Origin of the sequence: Rhodococcus sp. USK10, from assembly GCF_019378875.1 — a bacterium.
In the GTDB taxonomy this organism is placed as follows: domain Bacteria; phylum Actinomycetota; class Actinomycetes; order Mycobacteriales; family Mycobacteriaceae; genus Rhodococcus_F; species Rhodococcus_F pseudokoreensis.
In genome coordinates, this window is the sequence record NZ_CP076048.1 from 2,330,439 (window position 1) to 2,346,066 (window position 15,628).

General features: G+C 68.4%; 18 protein-coding genes and 2 riboswitches. Of the genes, 5 read left to right on the forward strand and 13 right to left on the reverse strand.

What is annotated here, in order from left to right; all coding sequences use genetic code 11:
* Position 1: 1 nt before the first annotated feature.
* The 4 genes from I1A62_RS17835 to I1A62_RS17850 form a co-directional block, all read right to left on the reverse strand.
* Entirely contained in the window at positions 2-1,126 is a 1,125-nt protein-coding gene (locus I1A62_RS17835; RefSeq protein ID WP_206009918.1) for a glutamate--cysteine ligase, read from the reverse strand.
* A 75-nt stretch (positions 1,127-1,201) separates the two neighbouring features.
* Positions 1,202-1,903, reverse strand: a complete 702-nt coding sequence (locus tag I1A62_RS17840; RefSeq protein ID WP_124396025.1) for a superoxide dismutase family protein — start codon at positions 1,901-1,903, stop codon at positions 1,202-1,204.
* Between the two features lie 73 nt (positions 1,904-1,976).
* Positions 1,977-2,522: a LytR C-terminal domain-containing protein gene (locus I1A62_RS17845; protein WP_124396024.1), complete on the reverse strand. Its 546-nt coding sequence runs from the start codon at positions 2,520-2,522 to the stop codon at positions 1,977-1,979.
* 24 nt (positions 2,523-2,546) lie between these two features.
* Positions 2,547-2,888, reverse strand: coding sequence for a DUF3263 domain-containing protein (locus tag I1A62_RS17850; RefSeq protein WP_087558901.1), 342 nt, complete (start codon positions 2,886-2,888; stop codon positions 2,547-2,549).
* Positions 2,889-3,066: 178 nt separating this feature from the next.
* Between I1A62_RS17850 and I1A62_RS17855 the strand changes: the two genes are divergently transcribed.
* The 3 genes from I1A62_RS17855 to I1A62_RS17865 are packed head-to-tail and all read left to right on the forward strand — an operon-like array spanning position 3,067 to position 5,450.
* Positions 3,067-3,657 carry a peptide deformylase gene (locus I1A62_RS17855; RefSeq protein ID WP_087558902.1) on the forward strand — a complete coding sequence of 197 codons (591 nt, stop codon included), beginning with the start codon at positions 3,067-3,069 and terminating at the stop codon, positions 3,655-3,657.
* The gene (locus I1A62_RS17860; protein ID WP_219459303.1) at positions 3,647-4,612 is read left to right on the forward strand and encodes an N-acetyltransferase; all 966 of its coding nucleotides are present in this window, start codon (positions 3,647-3,649) and stop codon (positions 4,610-4,612) included. Before I1A62_RS17855 ends, I1A62_RS17860 begins: the two co-directional genes overlap by 11 nt.
* A 34-nt stretch (positions 4,613-4,646) precedes the next feature.
* The gene (locus I1A62_RS17865) at positions 4,647-5,450 is read left to right on the forward strand and encodes an exodeoxyribonuclease III (protein ID WP_219459304.1); all 804 of its coding nucleotides are present in this window, start codon (positions 4,647-4,649) and stop codon (positions 5,448-5,450) included.
* Positions 5,451-5,486: 36 nt separating this feature from the next.
* On the opposite strand, the gene I1A62_RS17870 is transcribed toward I1A62_RS17865, so the two are convergent.
* Both I1A62_RS17870 and I1A62_RS17875 read right to left on the reverse strand, forming a co-directional pair.
* Entirely contained in the window at positions 5,487-5,849 is a 363-nt protein-coding gene (locus I1A62_RS17870) for a GNAT family N-acetyltransferase (protein WP_124396021.1), read from the reverse strand.
* A 97-nt stretch (positions 5,850-5,946) separates the two neighbouring features.
* Positions 5,947-6,330 carry a GNAT family N-acetyltransferase gene (locus I1A62_RS17875; RefSeq protein ID WP_124396020.1) on the reverse strand — a complete coding sequence of 128 codons (384 nt, stop codon included), beginning with the start codon at positions 6,328-6,330 and terminating at the stop codon, positions 5,947-5,949.
* A 134-nt stretch (positions 6,331-6,464) separates the two neighbouring features.
* Positions 6,465-6,573, forward strand: a riboswitch (TPP riboswitch).
* Between I1A62_RS17875 and thiC the strand changes: the two genes are divergently transcribed.
* Positions 6,566-8,212, forward strand: coding sequence for a phosphomethylpyrimidine synthase ThiC (gene thiC / locus I1A62_RS17880; RefSeq protein ID WP_219459305.1), 1,647 nt, complete (start codon positions 6,566-6,568; stop codon positions 8,210-8,212). It overlaps the preceding riboswitch by 8 nt.
* 10 nt (positions 8,213-8,222) lie before the next feature.
* On the forward strand, positions 8,223-9,068 hold the full coding sequence (gene thiD, locus I1A62_RS17885) for a bifunctional hydroxymethylpyrimidine kinase/phosphomethylpyrimidine kinase (RefSeq protein WP_124396018.1): 846 nt from the start codon (positions 8,223-8,225) through the stop codon (positions 9,066-9,068).
* A gap of 32 nt (positions 9,069-9,100) precedes the next feature.
* Here the strand turns inward: thiD and I1A62_RS17890 are convergent, their stop codons facing one another.
* The 7 genes from I1A62_RS17890 to thiO all read right to left on the reverse strand — a co-directional run bounded on the left by I1A62_RS17890 (position 9,101) and on the right by thiO (position 15,511).
* Positions 9,101-9,955 (reverse strand): adenylate/guanylate cyclase domain-containing protein, encoded by an 855-nt coding sequence (locus I1A62_RS17890; RefSeq protein WP_219459306.1) that lies wholly within the window; start codon positions 9,953-9,955, stop codon positions 9,101-9,103.
* A gap of 52 nt (positions 9,956-10,007) precedes the next feature.
* Positions 10,008-11,462: a M20/M25/M40 family metallo-hydrolase gene (locus tag I1A62_RS17895; protein ID WP_219459307.1), complete on the reverse strand. Its 1,455-nt coding sequence runs from the start codon at positions 11,460-11,462 to the stop codon at positions 10,008-10,010.
* A 145-nt stretch (positions 11,463-11,607) separates the two neighbouring features.
* Positions 11,608-12,402 carry an ABC transporter permease gene (locus tag I1A62_RS17900; RefSeq protein ID WP_124396016.1) on the reverse strand — a complete coding sequence of 265 codons (795 nt, stop codon included), beginning with the start codon at positions 12,400-12,402 and terminating at the stop codon, positions 11,608-11,610.
* Positions 12,402-13,343, reverse strand: a complete 942-nt coding sequence (locus tag I1A62_RS17905) for an ABC transporter ATP-binding protein (protein ID WP_219459308.1) — start codon at positions 13,341-13,343, stop codon at positions 12,402-12,404. The genes I1A62_RS17900 and I1A62_RS17905 overlap by 1 nt, the downstream gene beginning before the upstream one ends.
* A 113-nt stretch (positions 13,344-13,456) precedes the next feature.
* Positions 13,457-14,224 (reverse strand): thiazole synthase, encoded by a 768-nt coding sequence (locus I1A62_RS17910; protein WP_179220279.1) that lies wholly within the window; start codon positions 14,222-14,224, stop codon positions 13,457-13,459.
* Positions 14,217-14,441, reverse strand: coding sequence for a sulfur carrier protein ThiS (gene thiS / locus I1A62_RS17915; protein ID WP_012689107.1), 225 nt, complete (start codon positions 14,439-14,441; stop codon positions 14,217-14,219). Before thiS ends, I1A62_RS17910 begins: the two co-directional genes overlap by 8 nt.
* A gap of 2 nt (positions 14,442-14,443) precedes the next feature.
* Positions 14,444-15,511, reverse strand: a complete 1,068-nt coding sequence (gene thiO / locus I1A62_RS17920; protein WP_218271014.1) for a glycine oxidase ThiO — start codon at positions 15,509-15,511, stop codon at positions 14,444-14,446.
* Positions 15,508-15,622, reverse strand: a riboswitch (TPP riboswitch). Its footprint overlaps the gene before it by 4 nt.
* Positions 15,623-15,628: the final 6 nt, after the last annotated feature.

Consider the following 15,628-nt stretch of genomic DNA (forward strand, 5'->3'; position numbering starts at 1 on the left):
TTCAGGCCCCGAGCTCCTTCACCAGCGCATCGACGACGGCCACCAGGTCACCGCCGGTGGCCTCCGCGACCTGACGTTGCCGCTGGTAGGAGGCGCCGCGTCGGGGAATCTCGGCCACGGCGGCCAATTCGTCCGCGCAGCCGAGACGGACGGCGGTCGGCGCCAGCTTCTCCAGCAGGTCGTTCAGGTCGTCGGTGACGAGTCGCTCGTTGCTGTCCTCGTCGAGAATGATCTCGGCATCGAGTCCGTACCGCGCGGCCCGCCACTTGTTTTCCTTCACGTGCCACGGCTGCAGGTTCGGCAGGTTCTCGCCCGCCTCGAAACGCCGGTCGAGATCGACGATCAGGCAGTGCACGAGCGCGACGAGAGAACTGAGTTCGGCGCGGGTGGAGATCCCGTCGAAGACGCGGACCTCGATGGTGCCCCACCGCGGCGCGGGCCGGATGTCCCAGTGCATCCCGCCGATCTTGGTGATCACCCCGGTCTTCATCTGGTCGCTGATGAAATCCTCGTACTGCGCCCAGTTCGCGAACTGGTACGGCAACCCCGCGGTGGGGAGTTGCTGGAACATCAGGGCGCGATTGCTCGCGTACCCCGTGTTCACTCCCGCCCACATCGGTGACGACGCGGACAGCGCGAGCAGATGCGGGTACCGCTGCAACAGCGCGTTGAGGATCGGGAACACCTTCTGCGGCGAAGACACCCCCACGTGGACGTGCACACCCCAGATCAGCATCTGACGGCCCCACCACTGGGTGCGCTCGATCAGCTCGTCGTAATCCGGTGTCCGCGTGACCAATTGGGTCGACCACTGCGCGAACGGGTGCGTGCCGGCGCAGATGAGATCGACCCCGAGCGGGTTCGCCGCCCGCCGCAGCAGGTCGAGCGACTCGTCGAGGTCGTCCATCGCCTCACCGACGGTGGAGTGGATGCCGGTGACGAGTTCGACGGTGTTGCGCAGCAACTCCTTGGTGATCCGCGGATCCTCCGGACCCGCGAGATTCGCGACTGCGTCGAACACCTCCGCGGCCGTGTTCGAGAGATCCCGCGTGACCCTGTCGACCAGCGCGATCTCCCACTCGACACCCAGTGTCGGCCGCGGCGAACCGGGAAAGGGAACTACCACGGTTTCGATCCAACCACAGGCCGCAGCTCGCGGCAGCGCGCCGACACCCCGGCCGCAGCCGGGGTGTCACGCGACTCAGCTGGCGCCGATAACACCGCAGGCCACACGAGAGCCTGCGTCACCGGTGTTCAGGGTTTCCTGATCGGGAGCGGGCGCGTAACGGGTGGGGATGTTCGCGAAATTGTCGGGACCCGAGTGGATCATGACCGCGGTGCCGCTGTCGCCGTTCTTCAGGTCCTCGACCGTGAAGGCGTCGGTGGAGGTGACCAACTCGGCGGTGCCGTCCTCCAGCACCTGCAGCGACGTGAGGTCGCCGCTCGCGGGGTGCCCCGAGTGGCCCGCGGCCTGGAAGTGCCCGCCCGCGGACAGGAAGTTTCCGGGCGCACCGCCGGTCGGTGCCACGGAGTTCGTCTCGCACTTTCCGACGGAGTGCACGTGGAACCCGTGGAATCCGGGCGTCTGGTCCTTCACGGACACGGTGACCTCGACGTGACTTCCCGACTGCTTGAACGTGGCGGTACCCACGTTCTCGCCCTCCGCGTTCTTCAGCGTCGCGGTGAGCGCGCCGCTCTCCGCGTGTTCGCCCGAACCGCTCTCGGCATCGCCGGGAACGCCTGCGGCACTGGGATCGGCGGCGCCGGTCCAGACGGGAGGAGTGGTGCCGGGAACGTCGGTCGGCTCCTCGTTGTTACTGCAGGCGGTCAGTCCGAGTGCTGCAATGGCCACCACCGGGGTGACAATGCGCCAGGACATCCGACGGGTAGAACTCGAGGCCATCAAACCGCTCCTTTGAGGTGGCGAAGAAGTGCACCTGATCATAACCGCGGCGCCGGTGCACCGACCGTCCGGTCTACTGCGCGGAAGTGACGATGACGACCACACCGGCAGACGAATTCGCGATTCCCGGGAACTTCGGCTCGGCCGACACCCCCAGTTGCGCCGCGATCTCGGTGGCCGCTTCCTTCTCCGCGGCGGAAGTGCCGTAGTACACGGTGGTTTCGGAGATGGTGCCGTCGCTGTAGTTGCCGGTCTCCGACACCGTCCACCCCGAAGACATCAGTTCGGTGGCGGTCTGGCTCGCGAGACCCGTGACGTTGCTGTTGTTGAGCACCCGCACCGGCACCGACGCCGCGTCGGCGGCCTTCGTGGTGCTGGACGCACCGGACGTCGTGCTCGCCGCGGAAGCGGAGGCACCTCCCGCTCCGGCGGCCGTGGTCGGACGGGCGGCGGTGGTCGTGGCAGCCGCCGAGGTCGTGACGGTGGCTGCGGTCTCCTCCGAGTCCGAACCTCCGAGCGAGGCGAACCCGAGACCCGCGAAGAGAATCGCGAGGGCGATCAGCACCATCGCGAGGGCACGTAACGGCGGGCCGGACGATTCGGGTTTCGGAGTACTCACGATGTCGACCTTAGCGACCGGTTGCTACGTGACGTCGAACCCGAGGCGACGGGCCGCGCGGGCCTTCTGCCTGCTCGCGCGCAGCCGTCGCAGGCGCTTCACGAGCATCGGGTCGGCCGCGAGTGCCTCCGGCCGGTCCACCAGCGCGTTGAGCACCTGGTAGTACCTGGTGGCGGACATGTCGAACAGCTCTTTGATCGCTTCTTCCTTCGCGCCGGCGTACTTCCACCATTGGCGCTCGAAGGACAGGATGTCGTGCTCCCGACGCGAGAGACCGTCGTCGTTGCCGACGTCGTCGACCCCTACGGAAGTGTCGCCGTCGATGCGCTCGGACTGGTTCCGACTACGCGCTGTTGCGCCGTCCATCTCACTCCTCGACTACTAGCTCTCGCCCGGCCTCAGCGAAACCACGTTCCCCCGGCTCCTCGATCGCGTGGCCGACCGAGCAACGAATTACACAGCTGTACTTCAGCGACTATTCAACCACGACGAACGCCGCGGGCAGTGCGAACGGCTCGGGCGCGCCGCACTATCCTTGACGACCATGGCCATCCTCCCCATCCGGATCGTGGGCGACCCGGTATTGCACGAACCGACCGAGACGGTGTCCCAGTCACCTGCGGAACTCGCAGACATCATCGCTGACATGTACGACACGATGGACGCCGCCAACGGCGTCGGGCTCGCCGCCAACCAGGTCGGCCTGCCGCTGCGGTTGTTCGTCTACGACTGCCCGGACGTCGACGAGACCGGAAAGCCGTTCCGCCGCCGGGGCTGCGTCGTCAACCCGGTCCTCGAGACGTCGGAACGACCCGAGACCATGCCGGACCCGGACGACGACGTCGAGGGCTGCCTGTCGGTCCCTGGCGAACAGTTCCCCACCGGCCGGGCCGAGTGGGCGAAGGTCACCGGCACCGACGCCGACGGCAACGCCGTCGAGATCGAGGGACGCGACTTCTTCGCGCGCATGCTGCAGCACGAGGTCGGTCACCTCGACGGTTTCCTCTACGTCGACATGCTGGTCGGCCGCAACGCACGCGCCGCCAAGAAGACCATCAAGCGCGCCGGCTGGGGAGTTCCCGGGCTCAGCTGGGTGCCGGGAACGGTCGAAGACCCGTTCGGGCATGACGACTGACCTTCCGCTCGGAAGCCGGGTGGTGCTGCGTTACCAGCTGCCGCCCGGTTCCAGCCATCCGATGACCGACGTCATCGGGGTGCTGGAGAGCGTCGAGCCGGTCGTGGTCGTCCGCGACGCGGCCGGCTCCGCGATCGAAGTGGAGCCGGAGCGGGTGGTCGCACTGAAGGCGGTCCCCGCACGCCCCGTGCGGGCGAGCGAGATCCGGTCCCTCGAACTGGCCTCCGCCGACGGCTGGCCGGGGATCGAGCACGCATGGATCGACGGCTGGCTCGCCCGGTACGGCCACGGCTTCACCGGACGCGCCAACTCGGCGGCGCCGCTCGGCGACCGCGGGTCGGTCGGGAGTCTGGACGACCCCTCCCCCGGCCGCACGCTCGACCGCCTGCGCGAGTGGTACGCCGAACGGGACCGCCCGCTGCGGTTGCTGATCCCCGATCGCCTGGGCGAGGTGCCGCTGGGCTGGAACGTCAGCGACGAAGTGGTCGTGATGGCCGCCGACGTCGACAACCTGGCGCTGCCCGAGGGTCCGCGGACCACGACCGTCACCGATCACCCCGATCCGGATTGGCTCGCCCTGTACCGCTACCGCGGGTCCGCGCTGCCCGACTTCGCGGTCGACGTGCTGAACGCGGTCCAAGGCGGGATGCTCGGCTTCGGCCGGATCGGCGCCGCCGACTCGGCACTCCTCGCCGTCGCCCGCGGATCCGTCACCACCGCGCCCGACGACCGCCGATGGGTCGGACTCACCGCGGTCGAGGTGGCGCAGGACCACCGCCGCCGCGGAATCGGCAGCCTGATCTGCGGCGACATGATCAATTGGGGACGTGAGCACGGCGCGACCCACGCGTGCCTGCAGGTCGCCGTCGAGAACGAGGGCGCGCAGGCGATGTACCGAAACGTCGGCTTCGTCGCGCACCACCGGTACCGCTACGCCACCGAACCCGGCGGCTGAAAATCTGTCGGCCAGTGCCGCTAGGGTGGCTGCCGTGCGCATCGCAACCTGGAACGTGAACTCTGTTCGTGCCCGTACCGACCGGATCCTGGACTGGCTCCAGCGGTCCGACGTCGACGTGCTGGCGATGCAGGAAACCAAGTGCAAGGACGAGCAGTTCCCGTACGAGCGGTTCCGCGAACTGGGGTACGAGATCGCGCACGTGGGCCTCAGCCAGTGGAACGGCGTCGCGATCGCGTCCCGCGTCGGCCTCGACGACGTGCAGATCGGCTTCGAGGGTCAGCCCGGTTTCCACAAGGACCCGGAGGTCGCGCCCGCGCAGGAAGCCCGCGCGATCGGCGCAACCTGCAACGGCGTCCGCATCTGGAGCCTGTACGTCCCCAACGGCCGTGAGCTCGCCGATCCGCACTACACGTACAAGCTGGAGTGGCTGGCGAAGCTGCACACGGATGCGGTCGGATGGCTGGACCGGAATCCGGACGCGCAGATCGCGCTGGTCGGCGACTGGAACGTTGCGCCCACCGACGAGGACGTCTGGGATCCGGCGCCGTTCGAGGGCAAGACCCACACGTCCGCCCCCGAGCGGGAGGCCTTCCAGGCGTTCGTCGAATCGGGATTCGCCGACGTCGTCCGGCCACACACCCCCGGTCCGGGCGTCTACACCTACTGGGACTACACCCAGCTGCGGTTCCCGAAGAAGCAGGGCATGCGCATCGACTTCGTGCTCGGGTCGCCCGCCCTCGCCGGCCGTGTCGACAAGGCCGAGATCGACCGCAACGAACGCAAGGGCAAGGGCGCCAGCGATCACGCGCCCGTCATCGTCGACCTCGGCGACTGAGGCGCAGCAACCCGAGACGAACGGCGCCTCCGGGGTCTAGTCGGCGACCAGAATGTCGAGATGCTCCGGGTTCAGCGCCACGTAGCGCCGGACGTACGTGCAGATGGGCCGCACCTTCCAGCCCCGCCGGCGCGCTGAACCCAGCGCCTCACGAACCAGGACCGCGGCGAGACCGCGGCCACCGAGGTCTTCCACGATCACCGTGTGCATGAACGCGACGACCTCGCCGGGCCTGGCGGTGAACCCGGGAATGTCGTCCTCGTCGCGGTAGCCGAGGATGCCGACCAGCTCGTCCCCCAGCCACAGGTCGAATCGTTCGTGGGCGGGGTTGTCGAGCACGCGCGTAACAGTCGCCGCGATGCTCCCCGATGGGTCGGAACCGTTCGACATGTGATCCATGCCACTGATGGAAACAGTTCCCGGGCGGCCTCGCGAGTGGAATCACCGGCCCCGGAACCGTTTCGTTGCCGACGAGTGGTCGATTCGTGTCCGACCGTCAGGCCTCCAGCGGGACCACGAGGTCGCGGTACTCGGGATGCCCGGCGACGAAGCGCTGCACATAGGTGCACACGGGCCGGACCTTCCAGCCGTACCCGCGGGCGAGGTCGAGGGAGCGCCCCACCATGAGTGCGGCGAGTCCGCGGTGACCGAAGTCCTCCACGATCACCGTGTGCATGAACGAGACCACCGGAGCCTGACGCCCCCGGCCCCTCTGGCCCGGCGGCCGGGCCACCACGCCCACTCCCGCGCCCGCACCCGGCGGGGTGTCCGCGAGGGCGAAATACCCGAGGATGCCGACCAGGTCACCACTCAGTCGGAGTTCGAATCGGTTCTGATCGGCGTTGTCGATCACGTCCACAACCTGCGCGTCCGTCAGCATGGCTATCTCCTGGGGGTATGTGTCGTAATCGAAATGTGATGTTCATCACCCTTTATACCGATGCACGGAACCGCTGTCCAAGTTTCCCCCGAATGTTTCACTCACAGAGATCTCGGTTACAGTCTCCGGGACAACTACACATCCACGGGGGCTCGCACCAGCGGGCTGAGAGGACGGCTAGGGGCCGTCGACCGTCGAACCTGTCCGGGTAATGCCGGCGTAGGGAGCATCATCGATGAGCACAACCATATCTACAGCCACGTCCGTCACCACGGGACCGATCCAGGGCAGCACCAAGCAGTACCTGCTGTCGGGCGACGACGTCCGGGTGCCGGTCCGGCGCGTACACCTCACCAACGGTGAGCACCTCGACGTGTACGACACGTCGGGCCCGTACACCGACGCGGACGCCACGATCGACCTGGACGCGGGGCTTCCGCACCTGCGGGCGCCGTGGATCGCCGACCGGGCAGGCACCCAGCTCGACGCCGCCCGCGCCGGAACCGTCACTCCCGAGATGCGGTATTGCGCAGCACGAGAGGGTGTTTCACCCGAGACGGTGCGGGTCGAGGTCGCGGCGGGTCGCGCCGTGATCCCGGCCAACCGCTGCCACCCCGAACTCGAGCCGATGATCATCGGCAAGGCGTTCGCGGTCAAGATCAACGCGAACATCGGCAACAGCGCGGTGACGTCGTCGATCGCGGAAGAGGTCGAGAAGATGGTGTGGGCGACGCGGTGGGGCGCGGACACCATCATGGACCTGTCCACCGGCAAGAACATTCACGAGACCCGGGAATGGATCCTGCGCAATTCGCCGGTGCCCGTGGGAACCGTGCCGATCTACCAGGCGCTGGAGAAGGTCGGCGGCGATCCGACGGCACTGACGTGGGAGATCTACCGCGACACCGTGATCGAGCAGTGCGAGCAGGGCGTCGACTACATGACGGTCCATGCCGGGGTGCTGCTCCGCTACATCCCACTGACTGCGCGCCGGGTCACCGGCATCGTCTCCCGCGGCGGTTCGATCATGGCGGCGTGGTGCCTGGCCCATCACCGGGAATCGTTTCTGTACACACACTTCGACGAACTCTGCGAGATCCTCCACCGCTACGACGTCACGTTCTCGCTCGGTGACGGCCTGCGCCCCGGGTCCATCGCGGACGCCAACGACGAGGCGCAGTTCGCGGAGCTCCGCACCCTCGGCGAGCTCACGAAGATCGCGAAATCGCATGGCGTGCAAGTGATGATCGAAGGTCCCGGGCACGTGCCGATGCACAAGATCGTCGAGAACGTGCGGCTCGAGGAGGAGTTGTGCGAGGAGGCGCCGTTCTACACGCTCGGACCGCTGGCCACCGACATCGCACCGGCGTACGACCACATCACGTCCGCGATCGGGGCGGCGATGATCGCGCAGGCCGGTACCGCGATGCTCTGTTACGTCACCCCCAAGGAGCACCTGGGGCTGCCGAATCGGGACGACGTCAAGATCGGGGTCATCACGTACAAGATCGCGGCGCACGCCGCCGACCTCGCGAAGCAGCATCCGCGGGCTCAGGAACGGGACGACGCGCTGTCGAAGGCCCGGTTCGAGTTCCGCTGGCACGACCAGTTCGCGCTGTCCCTCGACCCGGACACGGCGCGGGAGTTCCACGACGAGACGCTGCCCGCCGAGCCGGCGAAGACAGCCCACTTCTGCTCGATGTGCGGCCCGAAGTTCTGCTCCATGCGGATCTCCGCCGACGTGCGGGAGTACGCACAGCAGCACGGACTCGATTCGATCGAAGCCATCGAGGCGGGCATGGCCGAGAAGTCGAGCGAGTTCGTCGACGCAGGTGGCCGCGTGTATCTGCCCGTCGAATCCGTCACCTCAGAGAATCGGTAAGGTCCCTTTCGTGAAGCTGCTGCCCCTGACCCCCGACGGCCAGACCCCCGTCCGCGTCCTCACCATCGCCGGCACCGATTCCGGCGGTGGCGCCGGAATCCAGGCGGACTCGCGGACGATGGCGCTGTGCGGCGTCCACGCATGCGTCGCGGTCGCCGCGGTCACGGTGCAGAACTCGGTGGGGGTCAGCGGTTTCCACGAGATTCCGCCGGAGACGGTGGCCGCGCAGGTGCGGTGCGTCGTCGACGACATCGGGGTCGGGGCAGCGAAGACGGGGATGCTCGCGTCGACGGCCATCATCGAGGCCGTCGCCGCCGTGTGCACCGAGGTCGGGATCGGCCGGGACCAGCCGGTCCCGCTGGTCGTCGACCCGGTGTGCGCGTCCATGCACGGCGATCCGCTCCTGCACGCCGAGGCGCTGGACGCCGTGCGGAACACGCTGATCCCGATCGCCACGGTGGTCACCCCGAACCTCGACGAGATCCGGTTGATCACCGGCATCGAGGTGATCGACGACGCGACCGCGCGCCGGGCCGCGGAGGCGCTCCACGCGCTCGGCGCGCAGTGGTCGATCGTGAAGGGCGGGCATCTCCGGACGTCGGCGTCGAGCACCGATCTGTTGTTCGACGGCGACCGGTTCCTCGAGTTCAGCAGTCCCCGGATCGACACCGGCAACGACCACGGCGGCGGCGACACCCTCGCGGCCGCCATCGCGAGCGCGCTCGCCCACGGGTGGTCCGTGCCCGACGCGGTGGCGTTCGGCAAGGAGTGGGTCACCAAGTGCCTGGAGGCGTCGTACGACCTGGGTGCCGGTCACGGCCCAGTCTCCCCCCTGTGGCGCCTGCGGCACCCGTGAGTACTTGTTAACCGCCGGACGTTAACAAGTACTCACGGGCGGCGGAGCCGCAACCGCCAGATACCGAGGTCCGAGGGCACTCCGCTGGGGGCGGGGGCGAAGAAGGCGCGCCGCCACGGCTTGACCCCGACCCCCAGTTCGTCGAGGGTGCCCGGCTGCAGGCTCGACAGCGTGGCGGACGACGCCATCACGTTGCCGTCGCCGCCCAGTTCCATCATGCGGGCCGCGACGGTCACGTCGACGCCGAGCCAGTCGCTGCCGATCTGCCGGGGCGAACCGGTGTGGATGCCGACGCGCATGCGGGGGCGGTAGCCGTCCACCTCGACGTCCGAGAGGGCTTCCTGCGCGGCGAAGACGGCATCGATCGCGCGGTCCGGGCTGGAGAACACGGCCATCACGCCGTCGCCCAGTCGTTTCACCACGTGCCCGCCCCGGTCGACGATGGGGGTCTCGACGGCTCGGGCGACGTCGCGCAGCAGGGCGAGGGTGGCGCTGTCGCCGGCGGGCAGCGACCAGCTTGAGAACCCCACGAGGTCGGTGAACACGATGGTCACCTCCTGCGTTCCCCGGCCGCGTCCGGTGCGCTCGAGCAGTGCCTGCCACACCTGCAGCGCGCCGAGGCTCATCTCGCGGGACGCGCCCGGCTGGTGGTCGAGGAAGCGGTCGGCGACGCGGGCGATGGCCCGGGCGCTTCCGGGGCCCGCCGTCGACAGTGGGTCGCCGAACGCGGGATCGCCGGGGAGCGCGCGACGCACCCTCCGCAGCCCTTCGATCAGCTGCGGTTGCCGGTTCACCGACCCCACCCAGCCCAGCACCTTGTCGCCCCGTTTCGGTGTCTGCGCAGCGCCCGGCTCGGCACTGTTCTCTTCGGCGGGGTCGTCGCTCACGGGAGTAAGAGTAACTCAGCGTCACATGCACAAACGCGTGACGAAACGGACATCACTCGGTGGCCCGCGCCTTCTCCCGGTCCGCGCCGATGGGGACTCCGTTCGGGCCACCGAGCGACTCCGCGTACACCCCGACGGCATACGCGACCGCGGCGGCATTCTTGGCGAGCGCGGCCCGGTCCACGTTCTCGAGGGTATCGGTCGCGCTGTGGTAGTTCTTGTCGTACACGACACCCGGGGTGCCACCCCACTTCTGCGCCTGCTCGGGGGTCTTCGTCTCGTCGGCGCCGCTGAATACCCCGCCCGACGGGATGCCGTGCTCGATGAACGGACCGTAGTCGGAGCGGCCGTCGAAGTCCGTGCCGTCCGCGGCGACGCCGTTGCCCTGGAGGAACTCGGTGAACGTGCGCTCGATGCCCGCGGAACCCTCGGGTCCGGGGCCCTCGCCGACGTTGTCGGAGTTGTCGCCGTCGTAGGCCAGGTAGCCGGCGTTCTCGGAACCGAGCATGTCGAAGTTCAGGTACAGCGCGATGTCGTTCCGCTGCTCCTCGCTGAGGCTGTCGACATAGGCCTCCGATCCGAGCAGGCCCAATTCCTCGGCGCCCCAGAACGCGAAGCGCACGGCGTTGTCGACATCGGGCGAACCGCCGAGCTGCACGGCCGTTTCGAGGGTCGCGGCGACGCCGGTGCCGTTGTCGTTGATGCCGGGGCCGTCGGGGACGCTGTCCAGGTGGGCGCCGACCATCACGACGTCGTCCGTCGAGCCGGTCTTCGTCTGGGCGATGACGTTGCGCGCGGTGCTCGACTCGGTGGTGGTGTCGAGCGTGAGCGTGACGTCGCCCCCCGCCTGTTCGAGCGCGGCGCCGTCCGCCTTGCTCACCCCGCCCGTCGGGACCTTGCCCACGTCCGGGTCGCCGAGGGTGCCGCCGCTCATCGGTCCGTCCTCGTTGTTGACGACGATCACGCCTGCGGCGCCGCGCTCGGACGCCACCTGCTGCTTGGCCGCGAACGGACACACCCCCCGGTTCACGAGGACGATCGCCCCCGTCACGTCGAGGCCGTCGTAATCGGTGGCCTCGCATCCCGGACTGTCGTCCTTGCGAGCGGGCACCAGGCGGGCGGTGAGCCCCTGTGGACCGGTGGACGGCGAATACGACAGCGCCCGGACGTCGAAGTCACGGTCGCCGGACCGAAGGGCCTCCGTGTTCACGTCGAACTTGTGGAACTCGAATTCCGGGGTCTGGACGTCGAAGCCCTTGTCTTCCAATGTCTGTGCGACGTAGTCGACGCTCGCGTCGTAGCCGGACGTTCCGGCCGCGCGGTTGCCGTCGTTGCTCTCGGCGATCGACTGCAGTTGCTCGAGGTGCCCCACCACACCGCTCTCGGTGACCGAGGCCGCGAGAGCGCTCGCGTCGACCGGCGGCGAATCGGGTTCACTCGTCGACGAACACCCGGCCAGGACGATCGCACCGGTCACTCCGACTGTGAAAACTCCCCGTAGTCGCATGTCGGGAGCCTAACGCAGAAGCACCTGTGGGCCGGCGCGAATGGATTTCGCACCGGCCCACAGGCTCCCGCCCCACCGTCACCCTCAGCCAGGTCTCCCGACGATCACCTGGCGGAGAAGCAGGGCGAGAACACTGTATCGGGTGTCAGGCGTCGCGCTTGTTGACGACCACCAGTCCGGCCCCGAAGATCACGAACACGAACACCGCGAAGTACACGAGGCTGCCCCACGGGCCCCAATGGAAATCGACTCCCTGCGGCGCCCCCAGGAAGTTGTTGGCGTTGAGGAACGGCAGGAACGGCATGATCTTCTGGCCGAACGAGCCGAACAGGTTGAACAGGCTCTCGATCAGCAGCGGCCACAGCAGCAGCAGGGCGATCGCGCCCGCGGACTGACGCAGCAGGGTGCCGACTCCGACGGCGAGAACCACGCACAGGAACGCGTAGATCGGCACACCGTAGATCGACCGCCAGGCGTCCGCACCGGTCAGGGTGAGTGCCGCTCCCGCCTCGTCGCCCGCCGTCGCCTTCGCGATGGCGTACGCGCCGAACGTGAGGACGAACGTCAGCACGGCGCCGAACGCGCCGATCAGGCCTGCCTTCGCGATCAGGACGGACGCCCGGTTCGGGATGGCCTGAAACGTGGTGCGGATGACGCCGAACCGGTATTCGCTGGTCACGGCGAGCGCGGCGAGGATCATCAGGACCAGCACGCCGAATCCGGACACACCGCCCACGGCGTCCGCCATCTGCGGCAGGAACGGATCGAAATCGGGTTGCCTACCGTCCGCGATCTGGTTGTTGAAGGAGTTGATGCTGGCCTTCGCGCTGAGCCCGATGACTGCGGCGAGGCCGAGTCCCAGCACGATGATGATGACCGTGCACCACCACGGCGACCTCGTCGACGTGATCTTGATCCGTTCGGCATTGAGAACAGCCATTACAGTGCACCCCTCATCACATCTTCGACGCCCTCTGCGTGGTATTGCACGTCGTCTCCGGTCAACTTCATGAAGGCGTCCTCCAGCGATCCGCGCTGAGATGCCAACTCGTGCAGGACGATGCCCTGCGAACCGGCGATCCCGCCGACGACGTCCGTCGACGAATCCACCACGACGAGCGCCTGCTGCCCGTCGGATCCGTCCTCGCGCACCGTGAGTCCGTTGGACGTGAGCGCGCTGCGCAGCGCGTCCAGCTGTGGGCTCCGCACGCGCACCGTCGATTCCGAGGACTTGCTGACGAACTCCGACACGGTGGTGTCGGCGATCAGCCGCCCGCGGCCGATGACCACCAGATGTTCTGCGGTGAGCGCCATCTCGGACAGCAGGTGGCTCGACACCAGCACGGTGCGGCCCTCGGCGGCGAGGCGCTGCATGAACTTCCGGATCCAGACGATGCCCTCCGGGTCGAGCCCGTTCACCGGCTCGTCGAACAGCAGCACCTTCGGGTCGCCGAGCAGGGTGGCGGCCAGGCCCAGTCGCTGGGACATGCCGAGCGAGAATCCGCCTGCCTTCTTCCCCGCCACCTCGGTGAGCCCGACGAGGTGCAGCACCTCGTCGACGCGGCTCTTCGGCAGCGAGTTGGACGCCGCCATCCACTGCAGGTGAGCGCGGGCCGAACGGTTGGGGTGCACCCACTTCGCGTCGAGCAGGGCCCCCACCGTCCGCAGCGGCTGCGCCAGGTCGCTGTACGGTTTGCCGTCGATCAGCGCGCTGCCCGCCGTGGGGCGGTCCAGCCCGAGGATCATGCGCATCGTCGTCGATTTGCCTGCACCGTTCGGGCCGAGGAAGCCGGTGACCATACCCGGCTTCACGTTGAACGTCAGGTTGTCCACCGCCTTCGTCGCACCGAAGGTCTTTGTCAGTCCCCTCACTTCAATCATGATGAGAAGGATGCCGGAACCTGCGGCCGGCGCGCATCGGCCGCAGGTCTACTCCCGACTCGTCCCCTGGTACCGGTCGGACCCTGAACCGGACCCCGACGCGACCCCGAGATCTACGACGACGCCTGCGCCCAGAACCGCTTGGGGATGCGGCCCGCGTGCCGGGCCTCGTACCCCGCCACCACGGCCCCACGCATCGCCGACGCCATGAGCGCCGGATCCTTCGCCCTGGTCACCGCGGTGGCCAGCAGGACGGCGTCGCAGCCGAGTTCCATCGCGAGGGTCGCGTCGCTGGCGGTCCCGATGCCGGCGTCGAGGATGACCGGCACCCCGGCACCGTCCACGATCATCTCGATGTTGTGCGGGTTCGCGATACCGAGCCCGGTGCCGATCGGCGAACCCAGCGGCATCACGGCCACGCAGCCGACGTCCTCGAGCCTGCGGGCCAGGACCGGGTCGTCGGTGGTGTACGGCAGGACGACGAACCCGTCGTCGACCAGTTGCTCGGCGGCGCTGACCAACTCGATCGCGTCGGGCATGAGGGTGCGTTCGTCGGCGATGACCTCGAGCTTCACCCAGTCGGTTTCGAGCGCTTCCCGGGCGAGTTGCGCCGTCAGCACCGCCTCCGCCGCCCCGCGACAGCCCGCGGTGTTGGGCAGCGGCGCGATGTCGAGCCGGCGCAGCAGGTCCAGCACCCCGGTGCCGCCGACGGCGTCGACGCGGCGCATCGCGACCGTGGTCAGCTCGGTGCCGGACGCGACGAGCGCCTCTTCGAGCACCGTCAGGTTGGCGGCGCCGCCGGTGCCCATGATCAACCGTGAACCGAACGTGCGGCCCGCGATCGTGAGGCCCTTCTGCACGCCGGGCGTCGTGTCAGCCACCCTGCACCGCCGTGAGGATCTCGATCTCCCAGCCCCGGACCACGAGCTCGTCCCACCGGGCGCGGGGAAACACGGCGCCGTTCACGGCCACCGCGATGCCCTTGGTCGGCAGGTTCAGCGCCTCCAGCAGCCCGGTGACGGTCAACGGTTCCGTGAACTCGTGATCCTCGCCGTTGACGCTGATGCCGATCGGCACCACTACTTGCTGCTCACTCATCTCTACCTCGCTACTTTCTCGAAACGTTCGGGGTCGGCGGCCTTCGCCTCGACCAATGCCGAGCCCTCCAACAATGCCACCGTCGCGTCGGCGGTCACCGGGGTGAGCAGAATGCCGTTGCGGCCGTGTCCCGTCGCCACCACGACCCGATCGGACACCCGGCCGATCAGCGGCAGGTTGTCCGGGGTCATCGGACGCAGACCCGCCGAGGTCTCACGCAGTTCGTATTCGCCGATGGCGGGCATCAAAGCCTCCGCATCCGCGATCAGATCCCGCACACCGGCCACCGTGACCTGCGTGTCGTTGCCCGATTCGTACTGGGTGGCGCCGACGACGATGCCGTCGGCACGCGGCACCAGGTACGCGGGCCTGCCGTGGACGCTGCCGCGGATGGTCCGGCCCGGCGCGGGTGTCACCCCGGGACGGGCCCGCAACCGCAGGATCTCGCCCTTTACCGGGCGCACCGGAAGTCCCGGCCACAGTGCCGGTGACGCGATGCCCGCGGTGACGACGATCTGGTCCGTGTCCAGGCCGTCGAGACTGCGCACGGCCTCACCGATCAGCTCCACCCCGGCGTCGACGGCGCACCGCTGCAACGCCTGCAGGAGCAGCCTGTTGTCGACGGCCAGTTCGTCGACGGCCAAGAGTCCCAACCGGACTCCGCGACCCAGCATCGGCTCGAGCGCGCGGACTTCGGCGCGATTCAGGATCTGCAGATCCCGCCCCTGCGCCCCCACCCACTCGGCGATGGTCCGGAGGTCTTCGGCGTCGGCACCGTCCAGCGCGACGGTGAGCGAACTCTCCGACGTGAACAGGTCGACGCCGGCCCCGGCCTCCAGTTCCTTCCCGAACTCGGGCCACCGGTCGAGCGACGCGCTCCCCAGTTCGAGGACGCTCTCCTCACCGGGCCAGCCCTCGGACAACGGGGCGAGCATGCCGCCCGCCACCCAGGACGCTCCCGAACCGATCGACGGGTCGTACAGCTTCACCGACCAGCCGTTGCGGGCTGCTCGCCACGCAATCGACAGGCCGATCACTCCGCCTCCGACGACGGATACCGATCTCGCCATTGAACTCCACCTCACTTCCTGCGCCGGCATGATCCGGGTCAGGTATGACGGTCGGGCTCGGCGTGAGCCCCTCTCAGCCCCACGTTCCCCGGGACTCCCGTGTTGCACTTTCACCGT

Bases quoted from the DNA above. Each gene is read 5' to 3' on its own strand.
- I1A62_RS17840 (WP_124396025.1), bottom strand. From the start codon at position 1,903: ATGGCCTCGAGTTCTACCCGTCGGATGTCCTGGCGCATTGTCACCCCG.
- I1A62_RS17850 (WP_087558901.1), bottom strand. From the start codon at position 2,888: ATGGACGGCGCAACAGCGCGTAGTCGGAACCAGTCCGAGCGCATCGAC.
- I1A62_RS17855 (WP_087558902.1), top strand. From the start codon at position 3,067: ATGGCCATCCTCCCCATCCGGATCGTGGGCGACCCGGTATTGCACGAA.
- I1A62_RS17860 (WP_219459303.1), top strand. From the start codon at position 3,647: ATGACGACTGACCTTCCGCTCGGAAGCCGGGTGGTGCTGCGTTACCAG.
- I1A62_RS17870 (WP_124396021.1), bottom strand. From the start codon at position 5,849: ATGGATCACATGTCGAACGGTTCCGACCCATCGGGGAGCATCGCGGCG.
- I1A62_RS17875 (WP_124396020.1), bottom strand. From the start codon at position 6,330: ATGCTGACGGACGCGCAGGTTGTGGACGTGATCGACAACGCCGATCAG.
- thiC (WP_219459305.1), top strand. From the start codon at position 6,566: ATGAGCACAACCATATCTACAGCCACGTCCGTCACCACGGGACCGATC.
- I1A62_RS17895 (WP_219459307.1), bottom strand. From the start codon at position 11,462: ATGCGACTACGGGGAGTTTTCACAGTCGGAGTGACCGGTGCGATCGTC.
- I1A62_RS17900 (WP_124396016.1), bottom strand. From the start codon at position 12,402: ATGGCTGTTCTCAATGCCGAACGGATCAAGATCACGTCGACGAGGTCG.
- I1A62_RS17905 (WP_219459308.1), bottom strand. From the start codon at position 13,343: ATGATTGAAGTGAGGGGACTGACAAAGACCTTCGGTGCGACGAAGGCG.
- thiS (WP_012689107.1), bottom strand. From the start codon at position 14,441: ATGAGTGAGCAGCAAGTAGTGGTGCCGATCGGCATCAGCGTCAACGGC.
- thiO (WP_218271014.1), bottom strand. From the start codon at position 15,511: ATGGCGAGATCGGTATCCGTCGTCGGAGGCGGAGTGATCGGCCTGTCG.